Source organism: Pseudomonas sp. FP2300, assembly GCF_030687595.1.
GTDB classification, from domain to species: Bacteria; Pseudomonadota; Gammaproteobacteria; order Pseudomonadales; family Pseudomonadaceae; genus Aquipseudomonas; species Aquipseudomonas bijieensis.
Genome location: NZ_CP117440.1, coordinates 1,816,111 through 1,835,021 on the forward strand (window position 1 = coordinate 1,816,111; position 18,911 = coordinate 1,835,021).

The following is an 18,911-nucleotide window of genomic DNA, read 5'->3' on the forward strand; positions in this document are numbered from 1 at the left end:
GTGTGGGGACACTGCGAACGAGGCTGGCCTGGCAAGTACTGCGCCAGTCTCCATCCGTTGTGCTCCAGACCGTTGTCGAGTGTTGTGCCGGATTGATTGAAATGGCGCGTCCAGGTGCTGGGCGCGTTTAAGACTGCTTGGAGGTCGAATTGGACAAGAACATGAAAATCCTCATCGTTGATGACTTCTCAACGATGCGGCGGATCATAAAAAACCTGTTGCGTGACCTTGGGTTCACCAACACGGCCGAGGCAGATGACGGGACCACTGCGCTCCCGATGTTGCACAGTGGCAACTTCGATTTTCTGGTCACCGACTGGAACATGCCGGGCATGACCGGTATCGACCTGCTGCGTCAGGTGCGTGCCGACGAAAAACTCAAGCATCTTCCGGTGCTGATGGTCACTGCCGAAGCCAAGCGCGAGCAGATCATCGAAGCGGCCCAGGCCGGTGTCAACGGCTATGTGGTCAAACCCTTCACGGCCCAGGCGTTGAAAGAGAAGATCGAAAAAATCTTCGAACGCATCGGTTAACGGCGCCACGGGGGAGCTATGGACAACGAATCTTCAATGGGCGATTTCGAATCGACCCTGAAAAAACATGCCCGCGAACTGGTCGACAGCCTTGAAAAAGGTCGCTTTGGCGATGCGGTTCAAATGATCCATGAGCTCAACCAGACCCGTGACCGCGGTCTGTATCAGGAAGTGGGCAAGCTCACGCGTGAACTGCACAGCGCGATTGTCAATTTCCAGATCGACCCGCATATGCCGCAGGCCGAGGAAGTCTCGCAGATCACCGACGCCACCGAGCGTCTGGGGTATGTGGTCAAGCTGACCGAGGCCGCGGCCAACCGCACCATGGACCTGGTGGAAAGCGCAACGCCGCTGGTCAATGGCCTGAGCGAAGAAGCCCAGGCCTTGAGCACCGACTGGGGTCGGTTCATGCGTCGAGAAGTCGGCGCTGAAGAGTTTCGGGAACTGGCCCGTCGGGTCGACGGTTTCCTGACGCGCAGCAGCACCGAGAACCGCGCCGTAGCAAGCAACCTCAACGACATTCTGCTGGCCCAGGACTATCAGGACCTGACCGGCCAAGTGATCAAGCGTGTGACCCAACTGGTCACCGAAGTGGAAAGCAACCTGCTCAAACTGGTGTTGATGGCCAGCCAGGTCGACCGCTTTGCAGGTATCGAACACGACCGTGAAGCGATGCTTGCTGAAAAAGATCCACAAAAACATCTCTCTCAGGGTGAAGGTCCGCAAATTCATGCCGATAAAAGAGAAGACGTTATGTCCGGTCAGGACGATGTGGACGATTTGCTGTCCAGCCTTGGATTCTGAGTTTTAGCCCTGTTTTAGGAGCAGCCATTAATGAGCTTCGGCGCCGATGAAGAGATCCTTCAGGATTTCCTGGTTGAGGCCGGCGAGATTCTAGAGCAACTGTCCGAACAGCTGGTCGAGCTGGAAAGCCGACCTGATGATGCGGATCTGCTCAATGCAATTTTTCGCGGTTTCCACACTGTAAAAGGAGGCGCCGGCTTCCTCCAGCTCAACGAGCTGGTGGAGTGCTGTCACATTGCCGAGAACGTGTTCGACATCCTGCGCAAGGGTGAGCGTCGCGTTGATTCGGAACTGATGGACGTGGTGCTTGAAGCGCTGGATGCGGTCAACAGTATGTTCAGCGAAGTGCGTGAGCGCTCGCCGATTACCCCTGCCACCCCCGAGCTGCTCGCCGCGCTGTCGCGCCTGGCCGAGCCGCAATCGGCTGACGAAGCGGCGCCGGTTGCCGAGGCAGTGGTCGAAGAACCGGTCGCCGAGGAATCGGGCGACATCACCGATAACGAATTCGAACAACTGCTGGACTCCCTCAACACCGTCAAGGCCCAGGCCGAGGCGCCGGCCGCTCCGGTTGCACCCGCTGCGCCGGCCGCCGATGGGGCTGCCAGCGATGAAATCACCGATGCCGAGTTCGAGTCGCTGCTCGACCAGCTCCATGGCAAGGGCCAGTTCGCACCTGATGCCGTCGTCCCGTCGGCGGCCCCGGCCGCCCCGAAAGCCGCGGGCGACAGCTCGGACATCACCGACGACGAATTCGAAGCATTGCTCGATCAGTTGCATGGCAAGGGCACCTTTGCCGTGGACGCACTGGATTCGGCCATCGCTTCGGCGCCGACACCGGCCAAGCCTGCTGCCGCTGCCGCGGGTAGCGACCTGATCAGCGACCACGAATTCGAATCACTGCTCGATGAGCTGCATGGCAAGGGCAAGTTCAGCGAAGTCGGTACCGCTTCTGCCGCGCCTGCCGCCGCCACTGCGGCAGCACCCGCGGCCAAGGCACCGGAACCCAAGGCCGAGCCCGCCAAGCCCGCCGCTGCTGCCCCGGCACCCGCCCGCGCTCCAGCGGCTGCGCCAGCGGAAAAACCGGCCAGCGAAGCCGAAACCACCGTTCGGGTCGATACCGCACGCCTGGACGAGATCATGAACATGGTCGGCGAGCTGGTGCTGGTGCGTAACCGTCTGGTGCGCCTGGGCCTCAACAGCCAGGACGAAGCCATGTCCAAGGCCGTGTCGAACCTCGACGTGGTCACGGCGGACCTGCAGACCGCGGTCATGAAGACCCGCATGCAGCCGATCAAGAAAGTCTTCGGGCGCTTCCCGCGCCTGGTTCGTGACCTGGCTCGCCAGCTCAAGAAAGAAATCAACCTGGAACTGGTGGGTGAAGAGACCGATCTCGACAAGAACCTTGTCGAGGCCCTGGCCGACCCGCTGGTCCACTTGGTGCGCAACGCGGTCGACCACGGTATCGAGTCGCCGGAAGAGCGCGAAGCTTCAGGCAAGGTCCGCAGCGGCAGGGTGATCCTGGCTGCCGAGCAGGAGGGCGACCACATCCTGCTGTCGATCTCCGACGATGGCAAAGGCATGGACCCGAACGTATTGCGTTCCATCGCGGTGAAACGCGGTGTGATGGACAAGGATGCCGCCGACCGCCTGAGCGACACTGAGTGCTACAACCTGATCTTTGCCCCGGGCTTCTCGACCAAGACCGAGATTTCCGACGTGTCGGGCCGTGGCGTGGGCATGGACGTGGTGAAAACCAAGATTTCCCAGCTCAACGGTTCGATCAATATCTACTCGACCAAGGGCCAGGGCTCGAAGATTGTCATCAAGGTTCCGTTGACCCTGGCGATCATGCCGACCTTGATGGTGATGCTGGGCAACCAGGCCTTCGCTTTCCCGCTGGTCAACGTCAACGAGATCTTCCACCTCGACCTGTCGCGCACCAACGTGGTGGACGGCCAGGAAGTGGTGATCGTGCGGGACAAGGCACTGCCACTGTTCTACCTCAAGCGCTGGCTGGTCAGCTCCGCGGCCCATGTGGAGCAGGGCGAAGGCCATGTGGTGATCCTTTCGGTGGGCACCCAGCGGATCGGCTTCGTCGTCGACCAGTTGGTGGGCCAGGAAGAAGTGGTCATCAAGCCGTTGGGCAAGATGCTCCAGGGCACCCCGGGCATGTCCGGCGCCACCATCACCGGCGACGGCCGCATCGCGTTGATTCTCGATGTGCCAAGCATGCTCAAGCGTTACGCCGCACGGCGTATTTGATTCTGGAGGGGCGGGGCCCAGGGCCGCGCCTCGTCTAACGGAGTGTTTATGGTAGTTAAAGTCCTGGTGGTGGACGATTCGGGGTTTTTCCGCCGCCGCGTCTCGGAAATTCTTTCGGCGGACACGAGCATTCAGGTCGTCGGTACCGCGACCAACGGCAAAGAGGCGATCGATCAGGCCCTGGCACTCAAGCCGGACGTGATTACCATGGACTACGAGATGCCGATGATGGATGGCATCACGGCCGTGCGGCATATCATGCAGCGCTGCCCGACTCCGGTATTGATGTTCTCGTCCCTGACTCATGAAGGCGCCCGGGTAACCCTCGATGCGCTGGATGCCGGGGCGGTGGATTTCCTGCCGAAAAATTTCGAAGACATTTCGCGCAACCCCGACAAGGTCCGGCAGTTGCTGTGCGAAAAGGTCCACAGTATTTCCCGCAGCAACCGGCGTGTCGGTGCCTACAGCGCACCCGCGCCAGCCCCTGTCGTGGCGCCAAGCCCGGCGCCGACGTCGTCGGGCAGCTTCAATCCGGCCCCGGTACGCAGTGCTCAGGCACCGGCTCCTGCCCGTCCGGCGCCCGCCGCCACTGCGTCGTCGCCGGCCCCCAAGCGTAAAGCCTACAAGCTGGTCGCCATCGGCACGTCCACGGGTGGCCCGGTGGCGCTGCAACGGGTCCTGACCCAGTTGCCGGCCAATTTCCCGGCCCCCATCGTATTGATCCAGCACATGCCGGCGGCGTTCACCAAGGCTTTTGCCGAACGCCTGGACAAGCTGTGCAACATCAGCGTCAAGGAAGCCGAGGATGGCGACATCCTGCGTCCCGGCCTGGCGTTGTTGGCGCCAGGCGGCAAGCAGATGATGATCGACGGCCGTGGCGCGGTGAAAATCCTGCCGGGCGACGAGCGCCTGAACTACAAGCCTTGCGTGGACATTACCTTCGGTTCCGCGGCCAAGTCCTACGGTGACAAAGTTCTGGCGGTGGTGCTAACCGGCATGGGGGCCGACGGTCGTGAAGGTGCGCGCCTGCTCAAGCAGGGCGGCAGTGCGATCTGGGCCCAGGACGAAGCCAGCTGCGTGATCTACGGCATGCCGATGGCCATCGTAAAAGCTGATCTTGCCGACGCAGTGTACGGGTTGGACGACATCGGTAGACACCTGGTCGAGGCCTGCCTGTAATGGATGTGCTTAGCCTGATCGGCATCATCATGGCGTTCGTCGCCATCATTGGCGGCAATTATCTGGAAGGCGGTCACCTGGGGGCGCTGGCCAACGGCCCGGCGGCATTGATCGTGCTCGGTGGCACCATTGGCGCTGCGTTGTTGCAGTCGCCCATGAGTGCTTTCAAGCGCGCCATGCAAGTGCTGATCTGGATCCTGTTTCCGCCGCGGGTCGACCTGGCCGGCGGTATCGACCGGGTAGTGAACTGGAGCCTGACCGCTCGCAAGGAAGGCTTGCTGGGGCTGGAAGGGGTGGCCGATGCCGAACCCGACAGCTATTCGCGCAAAGGCCTGCAATTGCTGGTGGACGGTGCCGAGCCGGAAGCCATCCGCAGCATCCTGGAAGTGGACTTCTACACCCAGGAAAGCCGCGATATCGAGGCGGCCAAGGTATTCGAGAGCATGGGCGGCTACGCGCCGACCATTGGTATTATCGGTGCGGTGATGGGGCTGATCCATGTAATGGGCAACCTGGCCGATCCGTCGCAGCTGGGCAGCGGCATTGCCGTGGCGTTCGTCGCCACGATCTACGGTGTGGCGAGTGCCAACCTGGTGCTGTTGCCCATCGCGGCCAAGCTCAAGTCCATCGCGTTACGCCAGTCGCGCTATCGCGAAATGCTGCTGGAAGGGATCCTGTCGATCGCCGAAGGTGAAAACCCACGTTCCATTGAATTGAAGCTGCAAGGCTTCATGGACTGATGGGGAGCATGGACCATGGCACGTCGCAGGTATCGTGAAGAACACGTCAACCATGAACGCTGGCTGGTTTCCTATGCCGATTTCATTACGTTGCTGTTCGCCTTTTTCGTGGTCATGTATTCGATTTCGTCGGTCAACGAAGGCAAGTACAAAGTTATTTCCGAGGCGTTGATCGGCGTTTTTACCGACTCCGACCGCGCCCTCAAGCCGATCCCTATCGGCGACGAGCGGCCCAAGAGCAGCACCCCGGCCAAACCTTTGATCAAGGACAGCGAACAGGTCGATGCCGGTATCGCCGGTGGCAGCGACCCGTTGAAAAGCATCGCCGACGACATCAGCGCCGCGTTCGGTGACTTGATCAGCTCCAACCAGATGACCGTACGCGGCAACGAGTTGTGGGTCGAGATCGAGCTCAATTCCAGCCTGTTGTTCGGCAGCGGCGACGCGATGCCCAGCGACATGGCCTTCAACATCATCGACAAGGTGGCGGCGATCCTGAGGCCCTTTGACAATCCGATCCATGTCGAAGGCTTTACCGACGACCAGCCGATCCGTACTGCGCAGTACCCGACCAACTGGGAACTGTCCTCGGCCCGTTCGGCGAGCATCGTGCGCATGCTGGCGATGCAGGGTGTGAACCCTGGGCGCCTGGCATCGGTGGGCTACGGCGAGTTCCAGCCGGTCGCCAACAACGCCACTGCCGAGGGGCGTGCGCGCAACCGGCGGGTGGTGCTGGTGGTGTCGCGTAACCTCGATGTGCGTCGTAGCCTGACCGGTACCGGTACGGCCAATGCAACCCCGGATGCGGCATTGAAGCGGGCTGGCACACAAACTGCACCGGCTCCGGTCAAGCCGCCGGGAAGACAGAGTGCCGTCAATTCTCCGTCACCCGCTTTATAACCGAGCTATTTCTCGGTCGAGCCTGTTTCGGCCGGGAGGAACGATCCGAATGAGAGTCTGGGCAGTCGCCAATCAAAAAGGTGGTGTGGGCAAGACCACATCTTCCATCGCTTTAGCCGGGTTGCTGGCCGAGGCGGGCAAGCGCGTGGTCATCGTCGACCTGGACCCCCATGGCTCGATGACCAGCTATTTCGGCTACGATCCCGACAGCCTGGAGCACAGCAACTACGACCTGTTCCTGCACAAGGGCGTTGTGCCCGAGGGCCTGCCGGGGCAGTTGCTGTTGTCCACCAGCGACGAGCGAATTTCCCTGTTGCCCTCGAGCACCGCCTTGGCCACCCTGGAGCGACAGTCGCCCGGGCAGAGCGGCCTGGGTCTGGTGATCGCCAAGAGTCTGGCGCAGCTGTGGCAGGATTTCGATTACGCGATCATCGACAGCCCGCCGTTGCTGGGTTTGCTGATGGTCAATGCCTTGGCTGCCAGCCAGCAACTGGTGATCCCGGTACAGACCGAGCACTTGGCGGTCAAAGGCCTGGAGCGGATGGTCAATACCCTGGCGATGGTCAACCGCTCGCGCAAGCAGACGCTGGCCTTCAACATCGTGCCGACCTTGTTCGATCGTCGCACCCAGGCGTCCCTGGGTACCCTGCGTGTGTTGCGGGACATGTACCCGGATGACATCTGGCAAGGCTATATCCCCGTCGATACCCGCCTGCGCGACGCCAGTCGTGCCGGAGTGACCCCTTCGCAATTCGATGGCAAGAGCCGTGGCGTGTTGGCCTACCGGGCGCTGCTCAAGCACCTGCTGGCCCAGCAGCTTGTTCCGCAGCAGGTGGCTTAACGTGACGAGGCTTTCCACTGGCACTGTGTTCGCTTGCGAACGCTCAAGTCCTACCGCATTCATGCCGATAACCTCTTCAAGTGGCGCACTGTTCTCATGAGCCGCCCGATTAAGACAACCTCGCGTCCGCAAATGGCCCTGCAATCCTATCTGGATGGGCTGTTGCAGGAAGCGACCGAAGAATTGCCACCGCAGCCAAGCGTGATCGAGGCGTTGCCCGAGCACGTCGAAGCCAAGGGTGTGCTGGACGAATTTCAAGCGGCCGTGCTCGAAGAGCAGGCCCGTGACGCACAGAAATCAGTAATGGCGGCAGCGGTCGAGGCACCGTTTATCAAGCCTCAGGTGGCGGTAATGGATGCGCCTGCGCCGATCCTGGCGCCGGTCTCCACCGTTGCCCCGCTGTTGCAGGGCCTGGTGACGCCGGTGGTGGAAGTCCACTTGCCGCCGAGCAATCCGCCGCCACCGGTGCCGGGCGACGACCGTCCGGCCTGGGCTGCCGAGCCGTTCGAGTGTTTGTTGTTCGATGTGGCCGGGTTGACCCTGGCGGTACCGCTGGTATGCCTGGGATCGATTTATTCCCTGGCCGGGCAGGAATTGACGCCGTTGTTCGGCCAGCCGGAATGGTTCCTCGGAATCCTGCCGAGCCAGGCCGGCAACCTGAAGGTGCTGGATACCGCGCGCTGGGTCATGCCGGACCGTTATCGCGATGACTTTCGCCAGGGCCTGCAATACGTGATTTCGGTGCAGGGTTACGAGTGGGGGTTGGCGGTGCATCAGGTCAGCCGTTCGCTGCGCCTGGACCCGAACGAGATCAAGTGGCGCAGCCATCGAGGGCAACGGCCATGGCTGGCCGGTACGGTGATCGAACACATGTGCGCCTTGCTGGACGTTTCCGAACTGGCGGAACTGATCGCCAGCGGCGGGGCAAAACACCTGGGCGGCAGCAAGCCGGTCCGGAAACCGAAATAAGACAACCGGTGGCGCGCAGCGTCGCCGGACAGAATACACGCCGCCACAGGCGGTTTTTCGAGGGGTCAGGGTATGAATGATAAGGCGTCGTCTCAAAAGGGTTCTGAAGATCCGATTCTGCAATGGGTGACCTTCAAGCTCGATAACGAAACCTACGGCATCAACGTGATGCGCGTTCAGGAAGTGCTGCGCTATACCGAGATCGCCCCGGTACCGGGTGCACCGAGCTACGTGCTGGGGATCATCAACCTGCGTGGCAATGTGGTCACGGTGATCGATACTCGCCAGCGCTTCGGCCTGATGAATGCCGAGATCAGCGACAACACCCGGATCGTCATCATCGAAGCCGACAAGCAAGTGGTTGGCATCATGGTCGACAGCGTCGCCGAAGTGGTTTACCTGCGCCAGTCGGAAATAGAGACTGCGCCGAACGTGGGTAACGAAGAGTCGGCCAAGTTCATCCAGGGCGTGTGCAACAAGAACAACGAGTTGCTGATCCTGGTTGAGCTGGACAAGATGATGAGCGAAGAAGAGTGGTCGGAACTGGAGAGTATCTGATTGATTCTTGAGGTAGCAGTCATTGTCCTGTTCCTTTTCTGGGCAGGCACGCTGGCGATGTTCCTGGCGTACATACGCGGCCAGCGGCAGATCGCCGCTCAACAGGCCCAGGGCGATGCGCTGCGCGACCAGCGCATCAAGGACCTGGCCAAGCGCGTCGATGATTACCAGAACGGCACCGTGCGCATGGGCGAAGCGCTCCATGAGCTGCGTGCCGTGGTCGCGCCGTTGCCGGATAAACTTGCCCAGCTGGAACAGCGCGACCCCTCCAGCCTGTCCTTCGCCCAGGCCGCCCGCCTGGTGGGCATGGGCGCCAGCGTCGATGAACTGACCCAAGCCTGCGGCCTGACCCAGGCCGAGGCGGAGTTGATGAGCAAGCTGCACCGGGGCGGCTGATCGCTTTACCTCGATCCAACTGTGGGAGCGAGCCTGCTCGCGATAGCGGTGTGTCAGTCAATATCAATGTTGGCTGGCAGGACCTCATCGCGAGCGAGCTCGCTCCCACAGGTTTTTCTAGTGCTCACACACTGATCGTTCCAGCCAGCACACCGCCCTGGTGGCTGTGATCAGTAATCATCGCCACGCTCGGTCACATCCTTCTCGACACTCGGCGCATTCGGGTCATAGCCCTGGGGAAACTTGCCCTTGAGGTTCCAGGCAAACGCGATGATCTCGGCAATCGTGCGGTACAGCTCTTCTGGAATGCTGTCCCCCAGTTCCATCCGCGCCAACAACTTCACCAACTCGGCGTTTTCATAGATCGGTACTTCGCTTTCGCGGGCGATGCGCAGGATTTCCTCGGCCAGGGCTTCGTCGCCCTTGGCGGTGAGGGTCGGGGCGTGATGGCCATCGTACTTGAGGGCGATGGCCTGGCGGGGTTCGGTGTGGGTTGTCATGCGGTTTCGTCCACCCAGCGTTGTTCCAGGCGAGTCTTGGGGCCTTGGGGCGGGGTGCCGAGGTGGCAGTCCAGTTCGCCGACGTTCAGGCCGCAGGTTACCAGGCGCTCGCGTAATGCGGTCAGGTTGTTTTCGATCAGGCTTGCGGTGTACGGCCGCTCTGCCCACAACTGGCTGGACAGGCTGCCGCTGAGCAACTGTGCCTGAACCTGCAACGGGCCGAGCGGTTCCATGTCGAACGCCAATTCCACCCGCCAGAGCTGCTGTTTCGGCTCGCGTTCTTCCCGGCGATCCTGTGGTTGCTCCCGGGGTGGGGTTTCCTCGCGCTGGAACTTGACCTGCAACGGCACGATGTCCTGCAGGTTGCGCATCGGGATTTCCAATTGCCAGGTGCTCATCAGCCGACCGTCGTCGGTCAGGCCGGTCTGTTCCAGGCTCGACAACTGATGGCTTTGCAGGCGTGACACAGCGGCTGCGGCCAGGCGTAGCAGGTGTTCCAGGTCGCCGCCTTCGTCCTGCTCTTTCAACAGGCGCGAGGGCAGTGGAAAGCTGGTAGGTTGCGGTTTGGCGCTGACCTGGCCGAGCATCCCCAGGGCGCTGCGCACGAAACTGGGCAGGACCTGGGCCAGCGTGTTGGCGGCAATGATGGCGCCGAGGTTGGTGGAGGCGGGCAGGGCCGGTGTCAGTTGGGCGATCAGTTTCAGCAGGTCGCCTTTCATGTCCGGCGCCAGGCTCGGTGGTTGCCCGGCGAGCAATTTGCTTTCCAGGAACACCCCGCTGGCGACCATGGCCTGGGCCAGGCCTTTGGGCGTGCTCAGTTGCTGGACATCCGGCAGGCCAGCCAGCAAACGAGTCACCGCGGCGCGCAGCTCGGTGCCGGTGTCGTCAGTGACCGGCAGGTTTTGCAGGGCGGTGATCAGGCTGTCCAGCGAACCCTGGCGGCTCACTTGGGTGACCAGTTGCTGGCTCACCGCCAATTGCTCGTGGCGGTTGCTCAGAGGAACGAATTTCAGCGTCTGGGCATCTTGCACCTGAGCGCTCAAGAGCGTGCCGATGCGCAGCGGTTGCGGGCTGTCGATGTCCAGGGTGCTGCCAGCCTGGGCGGTGTTGAGCAGGCTCACCAATGATCGATAGACCGCCGGCTGCCCGGGCAATGACGGCAGCGCCTGGCTGGTCAGTACCTTGCCTTGCAGCAACGTGCCGACCGGCATTTGCGCCGTGTCGATGCGGGTCAAGGTGGCGACGCTGGAGGCCACGGCCTGTTGCACGGCGATCGCCAGGTTGCTGGCGGACGGCTGGGTCACGGCCAGGCTGGTGCCCTGGGGCAGTGGCTGGCTGCTGGTGGCCTGCACGGTGGTCTGGCGGCCGCTCTCCAGGGTGACCTTGAGCAGCAACTGGAAAGTCTGGTCGGCCTGCTTGAGCGAGAGCACTTCGGCCTGGGCGGTCTGGCCCGAGCTGATCAGGCCTTCGGTCGGCACCAGCAGTTTGAGCAGCTCGCCACTGACCACCGGCGTACGCGTCGTCGCGGTGGGCTGGGGCAGCGGCAGGATGTTCATGTCGCCTGTCATTTACGGTCTTACCTGGGAAAATAAGCCCTCTTTAGAGTAGGGCATGACATGTATAATGCCGCCCGTCTTTCAGGGAGTGGCGAAAACCTTGCAATTGTTTGACGCAGCTCTGTGGAACAGGTCGTCAAAGCATCTATGCTGCACCTCTTTAACGGCCGCTGCACCGCCGACTTGAACCGTATAAGGCCCGCGATCCCTTGACCAGTCCTCTCCTGCAAACCGTTGGCCTCGCCTGTGAGCGAGACTTGCGACTGCTTTTCGAAAATCTCGAATTGAGACTCTCGCGTGGCGATATGGTGCAGATCAGTGGTCCCAACGGCAGCGGCAAGACCAGCCTGCTGCGCCTGCTGGCCGGCCTGATGCAGCCCACCGCAGGCCAGGTGTTGCTCAATGGCCAGCCCTTGCACAGCCAGCGCAGCGAACTGGCCCGTAATCTGCTCTGGATCGGCCATGCCGCCGGTATCAAGGATTTGCTGACCCCCGAAGAAAACCTCAGTTGGCTGTGCGCGTTGCATACGCCGGTCGGGCGCGAGGCGATCTGGCAGGCGTTGGCGGCTGTAGGGCTGCGCGGTTTCGAAGACGTGCCGAGCCACACCTTGTCCGCCGGTCAGCAGCGCCGAGTGGCCCTGGCCCGGTTGTACCTGGACAGCCCGCCGTTGTGGATTCTCGACGAACCGTTCACCGCCCTGGACAAGCAGGGCGTCGCCCAGCTTGAGGAACACCTGGCCCGGCACTGTGAAAACGGCGGCATGGTGCTCTTGACCACCCACCACACGCTGGCGCGAATGCCAGCCGGTTATCGCAACATTGATCTGGGGAACTGGGCCGTATGAGTGTGTTTGGCCTGTTGCTTGCCCGCGAGGCGCGCCTGCTGTTCCGTCGTCCGGCCGAATTGGCCAATCCACTGGTGTTCTTCGCGATCGTCATCGCACTGTTCCCGTTGGCGGTCGGTCCAGAGACTCAATTGTTGCAAACCTTGTCTCCGGGACTGGTCTGGGTCGCCGCGCTTTTATCGGTCCTGCTCTCGCTGGACGGGCTTTTCCGCAGTGATTTCGAAGACGGTTCACTGGAACAGTGGGTCCTTTCGTCGCACCCCCTGGCCCTTCTGGTTTTGGCCAAGGTACTGGCACACTGGGTTTTTTCCGGACTGGCACTGGTGCTGCTCTCGCCGCTGCTGGCGATGATGCTGGGGCTGCCCGGCGCGTGCATGCCGGTGTTGCTGGTGTCGTTGCTGCTGGGCACTCCGGTGCTGAGCCTGCTTGGTGCGGTGGGCGCGGCGTTGACGGTGGGGTTGAAGCGCGGCGGCCTGTTGCTGGCGTTGCTGATCCTGCCGTTGTATATCCCGGTCCTGATCCTGGGCAGTGGTGCCTTGCAGGCGGCATTGCAAGGCATGCCCGCGATCGGTTATCTGCTGTGGCTTGGGAGCCTGACCGCCCTGGCGATAACCTTGACACCCTTTGCAATAGCCGCTGGCCTGAAGATCAGCGTCGGCGAATAATAACGAGGCCTGGTCAGAAACTGACCACTTCTTTGGAAGTAAAGGCCGCCCCGGCGGTTCGTGATGGCGAGCCGCAACCGTGATGGAAACAGTAATGAACTGGACCTGGTTTCATAAGCTCGGCTCACCCAAGTGGTTCTACGGCATCAGCGGCAAACTGCTCCCATGGTTGAGCATCGCGGCACTGTTGCTGATTGGTTCTGGCGTGGTCTGGGGCCTGGCCTTCGCACCGCCGGACTACCAGCAAGGCAACAGCTTCCGCATCATCTACATCCACGTGCCCACGGCGATGCTGGCCCAGTCCGTCTACGTGATGCTGGCGGTGTGCGGTGTGGTCGGGCTGGTGTGGAAGATGAAGCTGGCCGACGTGGCCTTGCAATGCGCCGCGCCCATCGGTGCCTGGATGACCGCGGTGGCGCTGGTCACCGGTGCGATCTGGGGCAAGCCGACCTGGGGTTCGTGGTGGGTCTGGGATGCGCGACTGACGTCGATGCTGATCCTGCTGTTCCTGTACTTCGGTCTTATTGCGCTGGGCAACGCCATCAGCAATCGTGACAGTGCCGCCAAGGCCTGTGCGGTGCTGGCGATTGTCGGCGTGATCAACATCCCGATCATCAAGTACTCGGTGGAGTGGTGGAACACCCTGCACCAGGGCGCGACCTTCACCCTCACCGAAAAACCGGCGATGCCCGTCGAAATGTGGCTGCCGCTGTTGCTGACCGTGCTGGGTTTCTACTGTTTCTTCGGCGCGGTGCTGCTGCTGCGCATGCGCCTGGAAGTGCTCAAGCGTGAGTCCCGGACCAGTTGGGTGAAGGCCGAAGTACAGAACAGCCTGGAGGTCGCTCGATGAGTTTCGCTTCATTCGGCGATTTCCTCGCCATGGGCCATCATGGCCTGTATGTCTGGTCAGCCTATGGCATCTGCCTGGTGGTGCTGGGCCTCAACGTGGCGGTGCCGATCCTGGCCCGCAAGCGGTATCTGCAACAAGAGGCGCGTCGTCTGCGCCGGGAGAACGGTCAGTGAATCCGCTGCGCAAAAAACGTCTTGTCATCATTCTTGCGATCCTGGTGGGTGTCGGTGCCGCGGTCGCCCTGGCCCTGAGTGCCTTGCAGCAGAATATCAACCTGTTCTACACCCCGACCCAGATCGCCAACGGCGAAGCGCCCAAGGACACCCGCATCCGCGCCGGCGGCATGGTGGAAAAAGGCTCGCTGGTGCGCTCCGGGGATTCGCTGGACGTGAAATTCAATGTCACCGACTTCAACAAGACCGTGACCATCACCTATCGCGGCATCCTCCCGGACCTGTTCCGCGAAGGGCAGGGCATCGTCGCCCTGGGCAAGCTCAACGCCGACGGCGTGGTGGTGGCCGACGAAGTGCTGGCCAAGCACGACGAAAAATACATGCCGCCGGAAGTGACCAAGGCCTTGAAAGACAGCGGCCAGTCGGCGCCCGCTCCCGTGAAGGAGGGTTGATCGATGACTACCGGCATCTTTATTCCCGAGCTGGGCCACCTGGCTATGATCCTGGCCCTGTGCTTTGCCCTGGTGCAAGCCGTGGTGCCGTTGCTGGGGGCCTGGCGTGGTGACCGTTTGTGGATGAGCCTGGCCCAGCCGGCGGCGTGGGGCCAGTTCGTCTTTATGCTGTTCGCCTTCGGTTGCCTGACCTATGCGTTCATGGCCGACGACTTTTCCGTCGAGTACGTCGCCAGCAACTCCAACAGTGCTTTGCCCTGGTACTACAAGTTCAGTGCCGTGTGGGGCGCCCACGAAGGCTCGCTGTTGCTTTGGGCGTTGATCCTCGCTGGCTGGACCTTCGCCGTCTCGGTGTTCTCCCGGCAGTTGCCCCAGGTGATGCTGGCCCGGGTGCTGGCGGTGATGGGCATGATCAGCACCGGTTTCCTGCTATTCCTGATCGTCACGTCCAACCCGTTCAAGCGCATCCTGCCGCAGATGCCGATGGATGGTCGCGACCTCAACCCATTGCTGCAAGACATCGGCCTGATCGTTCACCCGCCGATGCTCTACATGGGCTACGTCGGTTTTTCCGTGGCCTTCGCCTTCGCCATCGCCGCATTGCTTGGCGGTCGCCTCGATGCCGCGTGGGCACGCTGGTCGCGTCCGTGGACCATCGTCGCCTGGGCTTTCCTCGGCATTGGCATCACCTTGGGATCGTGGTGGGCCTACTACGAACTCGGCTGGGGCGGCTGGTGGTTCTGGGACCCGGTGGAAAACGCCTCGTTCATGCCCTGGTTGGTGGGCACGGCACTGATCCACTCCCTGGCCGTCACGGAAAAACGCGGTGTGTTCAAGAGCTGGACCGTGCTGCTGGCCATCGCGGCGTTCTCGCTGAGCCTGCTGGGGACGTTCCTGGTGCGTTCCGGCGTGCTCACGTCGGTGCATGCCTTCGCCTCGGACCCTGAACGTGGCGTGTTCATCCTGATGTTCCTGTTGTTCGTGGTCGGCGGTTCCCTGACGTTGTTCGCCCTGCGTGCACCGGTGGTCAAGAGCCAGGTCGGCTTCAACCTCTGGTCCCGGGAAACCCTGCTGCTGGGCAACAACCTGGTGCTGGTGGTGGCCGCGTCGATGATTCTGCTGGGGACGTTGTACCCGCTGGTACTCGATGCGTTGTCCGGCGCCAAGCTGTCGGTCGGGCCGCCGTACTTCAATGCGCTGTTCATCCCGCTGATGGCAATCCTGATGGTGGTCATGGCTATCGGTGTGCTGGTGCGCTGGAAAGACACCCCGCTCAAGTGGCTGCTGGGCATGTTGACCCCGGTACTGCTGGGCACGGCCGCCCTGGCCGTGGTGGCCGGCGTGGCCTATGGCGACTTCAATTGGGCGGTGCTGGCGACGTTCGTGCTGGCGGCCTGGGTGTTGCTGGCGGGCGTACGGGATATCTTCGACAAGACTCGTCACAAAGGCCTGATCAAGGGCCTGCCGACCCTGACCCGCAGTTACTGGGGCATGCAGGTCGCCCACCTGGGCATCGCCGTCTGCGCCCTGGGCGTGGTGCTGTCCAGCCAGAACAGCGCCGAGCGTGACCTGCGCCTGGCGCCGGGAGAGTCCATGGACCTGGCCGGCTATCAGTTCGTTTTCGAGGGCGCCAAACACTTCGAGGGGCCGAATTTCACGTCCGACAAAGGCACTGTGCGGGTCCTTCGCAACGGCGAGGAAATTACCGTGCTGCATCCGGAAAAGCGCCTCTACACCGTGCAGAACTCGGTCATGACCGAAGCCGGGATCGATGCCGGTTTCACCCGCGATCTCTACGTGGCGCTGGGCGAGTCCCTGGGCGACGGCGCGTGGGCGGTCCGAGTCCACGTCAAGCCGTTCGTGCGCTGGATCTGGTTCGGTGGCTTGCTCACCGGCCTGGGTGGGGTGCTGGCGGCGCTGGATCGTCGATATCGAGTCAAGGTGAAAACCCGGGTGCGTGAAGCCCTGGGCGTGACGGGAGCCACTGCATGAAACGTTGGTTGATGTTGGTGCCGCTGGCGCTGTTCCTGCTGATGGCGGTGTTTTTGTACCGAGGGCTGTACCTGAATCCGACCGAGTTGCCCTCGGCGATGATCGGCAAGCCGTTCCCGGAGTTTTCCCTGCCATCGGTGCAAGGCGACAAGACCCTGACCCGCGCCGACCTGCTGGGCAAACCGGCGCTGGTCAACGTATGGGGCACCTGGTGCATTTCCTGCCGGGTCGAGCACCCGGTGTTGAACAAACTGGCCCAGAACGGCGTGGTGATCTACGGCGTCAATTACAAGGACGTCAATGCCGACGCCTTGAAGTGGCTGGCCGAGTTCCACAATCCATATCAACTGGACATTCGTGACGAAGACGGCTCCCTGGGCCTGAACCTGGGGGTCTACGGCGCACCGGAAACTTTCCTTATTGATGCCAAGGGTGTCATCCGCGACAAGTTCGTCGGCGTGATCGACGAACAGGTCTGGCGCGAGAAACTGGCTGCCAAGTATCAAGCCCTGGTGGACGAGGCCAAGCCATGAAGCGCTGGTTAGCGGCTGCCGTCCTCGGCTTGAGCCTGGTCGGTGTGGCCCATGCCGCCATCGACACCTACGAATTCGCCAACGACGGCGAGCGCGAACGGTTTCGCGAACTGACCAAGGAACTGCGCTGCCCCAAGTGCCAGAACCAGGACATCGCCGACTCCAATGCACCGATTGCCGCCGACCTGCGCAAGGAAATCTTCCGCATGCTCGGCGAGGGCAAGGACAACCAGCAGATCATCGACTTCATGGTCGATCGCTACGGTGAGTTCGTGCGCTACAACCCCGCCCTGTCCTCCAAGACCGCGCTGCTCTGGTTCGGCCCCGCCGGGTTGCTGTTGGGTGGTTTCGTGGTCATCGCGGTGATCGTGCGTCGGCGCCGGGTCCAGCGCACGGCCGCCCCGGATACGCTTTCTGTCGAAGAGCGCCAGCGCCTCGACCAACTGTTGGATAAAACCAAGCATGATTGATTTCTGGCTCGCCGCAGGTCTGCTTCTTCTGGTTGCCCTGAGTTTTCTGTTGATCCCTGTGCTGCGTGGTCGTCGCGCTCAACGAGAGGAGGACCGTACCGCGCTCAACGTGGCGCTGTACCAGGAACGCATCGCCGAGTTGCAGGCCGAGCAAGAGGAGGGCGTGCTCAACGCCGCGCAACTGGACACTGGTCGCGCCGAAGCCGCCCGCGAGCTGCTCGCCGACACCGAGGGCGCCGATGCGCCACGGGAGTCCCGATTGGGCAAGCCATTGCCGTTGCTCGCCGCCGTGCTGGTGCCGCTGTTGGGCCTGGCGCTGTACCTGCACTTCGGTGCCAGCGACAAGGTCGAGCTGACCCGTGAATTCGCCCAGGCGCCGCAGTCGATGGAGGAAATGACCCAGCGCCTGGAACGGGCGGTGGCGGCGCAGCCGGACTCCGCTGAAGGCCTTTACTTCCTCGGGCGTACCTACATGGCACAGGATCGACCCGCAGACGCGGCGAAGATCTTCGAGCGCACCGTGGCGGTGGCCGGCCGCCAGCCCGAGCTGCTCGGGCAGTGGGCCCAGGCGCAGTATTTCGCCGATGGCAAGAAATGGTCGGACAAGGTCCAGACCCTGACCGATGAAGCGCTGAAACTCGATCCCAAGGAGGTCACCAGTCTTGGCCTGCTGGGTATCGCCGCGTTCGAAGGCGAGCGCTATCAGGATGCGATCGATTACTGGGGGCGCCTGCTGGTGGAACTGCCGGAGGGTGACAAGTCCCGTGAGGCGCTGCAGGGCGGTATTACCCGGGCCACCGAGAAGCTGCAAGCCAGCGGCGGCAAGGTCGTCCAGGCTCCTGTGACCAAGGCTGCGGCACTGCTCAAGGTGCGTGTCGACCTGGCGCCGGCACTCAAGGCCAAGGTGCAGCCGGGCGACAGCGTGTTCATCTTCGCCCGCGCCGTCAGCGGCCCGCCGGCGCCGCTGGCCGCCAAGCGCATGACCGTCGCCGATCTGCCAATCACGGTGGAGCTGGGTGACGCGGACGCAATGATGCCGCAGTTGAAACTGTCGAACTTCCCCGAAGTCCAACTGGTGGCGCGCATCTCCCGGGCCGGCCAGCCGACCGCCGGTGAGTGGATCGGCCGCAGCCAGCCCCTGGCGAGCAGCACCACGGCGCAGCAACAACTGACCATCGACAGCCCGGACAAATAACAGGAATTCGCACCATGACCGCCATCGCTCGTATCACCCTGCTCACGCTCGTCATGGGCCTGAGCGCTTGTGCGGTCCAGCGTCCGTCGGAGCCCTCGGCGCCGCTGCCACCGATCCCTCCGTCGACCCCGACCACCAAGCCGGTCCCGTCCACACCGCCGGGCAAGCCTGTCATCCCGAACAAACCGGCCAAGCCGGTGCCACGTACCTCCGCCAGTTTCGCCCCGCCGCCGGGTGGCAATAGCCACTGGGACGCCAAGCTTGGGGTTTATGTGTTGGACAACCAGACGAACACGTTCTATCGCCAGCGTACCTATTATCGCTGGAACAACGGTTGGAGCCGTTCAGTCAGCCCCAATGGCCCATGGGAAGACACCACCATCGAAGGTGTGCCGGCGGGCTTGGGGCGGCAATTCCACTAAGCACGGGCCCCTGGAGCCAGAGGGCATCTGTGGGAGCAAAGCTTGCTCGCGATAAAGGCAATGCGGTCTTTCAGAA

General features: G+C 62.3%; 22 protein-coding genes. 20 read left to right on the top strand and 2 right to left on the bottom strand.

The genetic code is table 11. The features are described 5' to 3' along the window. Window positions 1-161 precede the first annotated feature (161 nt). The 10 genes from PSH86_RS08005 (at window position 162) to PSH86_RS08050 (ending at window position 9,182) form a co-directional block, all read left to right on the top strand. A complete protein-coding gene (locus PSH86_RS08005) occupies window positions 162-533 on the top strand; it encodes a chemotaxis response regulator CheY (protein ID WP_003199125.1) in 372 nt (123 codons plus the stop codon). A gap of 18 nt (window positions 534-551) precedes the next feature. Further along, window positions 552-1,337 (top strand): protein phosphatase CheZ, encoded by a 786-nt coding sequence (locus tag PSH86_RS08010; RefSeq protein ID WP_060738635.1) that lies wholly within the window; start codon window positions 552-554, stop codon window positions 1,335-1,337. 30 nt (window positions 1,338-1,367) lie between these two features. Continuing rightward, window positions 1,368-3,599, top strand: coding sequence for a chemotaxis protein CheA (locus PSH86_RS08015; protein ID WP_305489105.1), 2,232 nt, complete (start codon window positions 1,368-1,370; stop codon window positions 3,597-3,599). 48 nt (window positions 3,600-3,647) lie between these two features. Then, the gene (locus PSH86_RS08020; protein ID WP_305489108.1) at window positions 3,648-4,778 is read left to right on the top strand and encodes a chemotaxis response regulator protein-glutamate methylesterase; all 1,131 of its coding nucleotides are present in this window, start codon (window positions 3,648-3,650) and stop codon (window positions 4,776-4,778) included. Then, window positions 4,778-5,518: a flagellar motor protein gene (locus PSH86_RS08025; RefSeq protein ID WP_003199135.1), complete on the top strand. Its 741-nt coding sequence runs from the start codon at window positions 4,778-4,780 to the stop codon at window positions 5,516-5,518. Before PSH86_RS08020 ends, PSH86_RS08025 begins: the two co-directional genes overlap by 1 nt. A gap of 15 nt (window positions 5,519-5,533) precedes the next feature. After that, window positions 5,534-6,418, top strand: coding sequence for a flagellar motor protein MotD (motD, locus tag PSH86_RS08030; protein WP_305489111.1), 885 nt, complete (start codon window positions 5,534-5,536; stop codon window positions 6,416-6,418). A 49-nt stretch (window positions 6,419-6,467) separates the two neighbouring features. Beyond that, entirely contained in the window at window positions 6,468-7,259 is a 792-nt protein-coding gene (locus PSH86_RS08035; RefSeq protein ID WP_018606550.1) for a ParA family protein, read from the top strand. A 96-nt stretch (window positions 7,260-7,355) separates the two neighbouring features. Next, the gene (locus PSH86_RS08040) at window positions 7,356-8,228 is read left to right on the top strand and encodes a CheW domain-containing protein (RefSeq protein ID WP_109751362.1); all 873 of its coding nucleotides are present in this window, start codon (window positions 7,356-7,358) and stop codon (window positions 8,226-8,228) included. Between the two features lie 72 nt (window positions 8,229-8,300). Further along, window positions 8,301-8,786, top strand: a complete 486-nt coding sequence (locus tag PSH86_RS08045; RefSeq protein ID WP_003199144.1) for a chemotaxis protein CheW — start codon at window positions 8,301-8,303, stop codon at window positions 8,784-8,786. Then, window positions 8,787-9,182: a DUF2802 domain-containing protein gene (locus PSH86_RS08050; RefSeq protein ID WP_060738629.1), complete on the top strand. Its 396-nt coding sequence runs from the start codon at window positions 8,787-8,789 to the stop codon at window positions 9,180-9,182. It abuts the gene before it with no gap. 170 nt (window positions 9,183-9,352) lie between these two features. Here PSH86_RS08050 and PSH86_RS08055 read toward each other — a convergent pair whose 3' ends face one another. Beyond that, entirely contained in the window at window positions 9,353-9,682 is a 330-nt protein-coding gene (locus tag PSH86_RS08055; RefSeq protein ID WP_109751363.1) for an EscU/YscU/HrcU family type III secretion system export apparatus switch protein, read from the bottom strand. Further along, a complete protein-coding gene (locus PSH86_RS08060) occupies window positions 9,679-11,250 on the bottom strand; it encodes a flagellar hook-length control protein FliK (protein ID WP_163854853.1) in 1,572 nt (523 codons plus the stop codon). Before PSH86_RS08060 ends, PSH86_RS08055 begins: the two co-directional genes overlap by 4 nt. A gap of 197 nt (window positions 11,251-11,447) precedes the next feature. Here PSH86_RS08060 and ccmA point away from each other — a divergent pair, with 197 nt between their 5' ends. The 10 genes from ccmA to PSH86_RS08110 all read left to right on the top strand — a co-directional run bounded on the left by ccmA (window position 11,448) and on the right by PSH86_RS08110 (window position 18,835). Next, entirely contained in the window at window positions 11,448-12,083 is a 636-nt protein-coding gene (ccmA, locus tag PSH86_RS08065) for a cytochrome c biogenesis heme-transporting ATPase CcmA (protein ID WP_109751365.1), read from the top strand. Further along, window positions 12,080-12,748: a heme exporter protein CcmB gene (ccmB, locus tag PSH86_RS08070; protein ID WP_109751366.1), complete on the top strand. Its 669-nt coding sequence runs from the start codon at window positions 12,080-12,082 to the stop codon at window positions 12,746-12,748. The genes ccmA and ccmB overlap by 4 nt, the downstream gene beginning before the upstream one ends. Before the next feature lie 94 nt (window positions 12,749-12,842). Next, window positions 12,843-13,598: a heme ABC transporter permease gene (locus PSH86_RS08075; protein ID WP_109751367.1), complete on the top strand. Its 756-nt coding sequence runs from the start codon at window positions 12,843-12,845 to the stop codon at window positions 13,596-13,598. Further along, window positions 13,595-13,771, top strand: a complete 177-nt coding sequence (gene ccmD, locus PSH86_RS08080; protein ID WP_109751368.1) for a heme exporter protein CcmD — start codon at window positions 13,595-13,597, stop codon at window positions 13,769-13,771. Before PSH86_RS08075 ends, ccmD begins: the two co-directional genes overlap by 4 nt. After that, window positions 13,768-14,223, top strand: a complete 456-nt coding sequence (gene ccmE, locus PSH86_RS08085) for a cytochrome c maturation protein CcmE (protein ID WP_109751369.1) — start codon at window positions 13,768-13,770, stop codon at window positions 14,221-14,223. The genes ccmD and ccmE overlap by 4 nt, the downstream gene beginning before the upstream one ends. A gap of 3 nt (window positions 14,224-14,226) precedes the next feature. Next, window positions 14,227-16,215 (top strand): heme lyase CcmF/NrfE family subunit, encoded by a 1,989-nt coding sequence (locus tag PSH86_RS08090; RefSeq protein WP_109751370.1) that lies wholly within the window; start codon window positions 14,227-14,229, stop codon window positions 16,213-16,215. Beyond that, on the top strand, window positions 16,212-16,748 hold the full coding sequence (locus PSH86_RS08095) for a DsbE family thiol:disulfide interchange protein (protein ID WP_109751371.1): 537 nt from the start codon (window positions 16,212-16,214) through the stop codon (window positions 16,746-16,748). Before PSH86_RS08090 ends, PSH86_RS08095 begins: the two co-directional genes overlap by 4 nt. Further along, the gene (locus PSH86_RS08100) at window positions 16,745-17,218 is read left to right on the top strand and encodes a cytochrome c-type biogenesis protein (RefSeq protein ID WP_176688401.1); all 474 of its coding nucleotides are present in this window, start codon (window positions 16,745-16,747) and stop codon (window positions 17,216-17,218) included. Before PSH86_RS08095 ends, PSH86_RS08100 begins: the two co-directional genes overlap by 4 nt. Next, window positions 17,211-18,413, top strand: coding sequence for a c-type cytochrome biogenesis protein CcmI (gene ccmI / locus PSH86_RS08105; RefSeq protein WP_116831753.1), 1,203 nt, complete (start codon window positions 17,211-17,213; stop codon window positions 18,411-18,413). Before PSH86_RS08100 ends, ccmI begins: the two co-directional genes overlap by 8 nt. Before the next feature lie 14 nt (window positions 18,414-18,427). Then, window positions 18,428-18,835 carry a hypothetical protein gene (locus PSH86_RS08110; RefSeq protein WP_109751374.1) on the top strand — a complete coding sequence of 136 codons (408 nt, stop codon included), beginning with the start codon at window positions 18,428-18,430 and terminating at the stop codon, window positions 18,833-18,835. Window positions 18,836-18,911 lie beyond the last annotated feature (76 nt).